Source organism: Allobosea sp. CER48 (assembly GCF_044752385.1).
Lineage (GTDB): Bacteria > Pseudomonadota > Alphaproteobacteria > Rhizobiales > Beijerinckiaceae > Allobosea.
Map to the genome: position 1 here is coordinate 1 of NZ_JBIWYK010000730.1, position 1,090 is coordinate 1,090.

1 protein-coding gene is annotated in these 1,090 nt (G+C 67.7%); it reads left to right on the forward strand.

All coding sequences use genetic code 11. The features are described 5' to 3' along the window. Positions 1-163: 163 nt before the first annotated feature. On the forward strand, positions 164-1,090 hold a 927-nt coding region (locus ACIPIA_RS16850; protein WP_400511136.1), incomplete at its 3' end, for a histidine kinase dimerization/phospho-acceptor domain-containing protein.

Genomic DNA, 1,090 nt, shown 5'->3' on the forward strand with positions numbered 1-1,090 from the left:
CGGCAATACGGTCCATGCAGGGCTGGGCAGAGCGACGCGCCCTGTCGGCAAAGCCATACCCGCACAGAGGCTCCGTGACGACCCGCAACTTTGAACCGATTTCGACGCGGTCGCCGCCGGGCTCGGCCGGAACCAGAGATGGTCGCGGCAGCGGAGGCTGGCCGTGACCTCGCTGTCGCGCGCGCTCACGATTCGGCTGGGCCTGCTCGGCATCGCCCTGTTCGCAGCCTTCATCGCGGCCGTGCTGGCCTTCATCTTCATCACCGAGGATCCCGGCGCCCTACGCAACGACGTCACCTCACAGATCATCCAGCAAAGCGTGCGCTCGTCGACCGGCAGCACTCTGCAGGTCGAAAAGACTCCGGGGCTCGCGCAGATCGAGCGCGCCAGCCCCGGCCTCTGGTATCTCGTTTCCGATGGACGATCCGTCGTCGAGTATGCGCCAGAGTTGCGTCCGGGACTGCCGATCGACATCCGGCTGGATGGCCCGACGATCGCCGCGCAGATGCGTGTCGGCGGCGACAACGCGCTCGCCTTCGACGTGATCGAGAAGGACGGCAATCGCTTCATTGTCGCGACCGGCGGCGGCCTTCCGGGCTGGGACCTGATCCTCGGCTACTTCCTGCGCGCCATCGCCGGTCCGGCGTTCGCGATCTCCGTGATCTTCGGCATCATGATCGCGGCGGCGATCGCGATGTCGGTGTCCTATATCGGCGCGCGCCTGCGCAGCGCGGCGGAAGCGGCGGCGCGGATCGACCCCCGCGCGCCGCGTGGACTGCTGCCGACGGAGGAAACGCCCGTCGAGCTGATGCCGCTGACGACCGCTCTCAATACGGCCCTGGACCAGATCGCAGGCAATATGGAGGTGCAGCGGCGCTTCATGAACAATGTCGCGCACGAACTGCGCACCCCGCTCGCCGTCATGCGCGGCCGGGTCGATGCCTTGCCCGATGGGCCGGTGCGCCTCCAGCTGGCGACCGATCTCAGCCGCCTGACGACCATCGTCTCCTCGATGCTGCAGCTGGCCCGGCTGCATGCGACGGACCTGCCCTTCGAGCCGCTGCAGCTCAATAGTCTTGCCCGCGCCGTT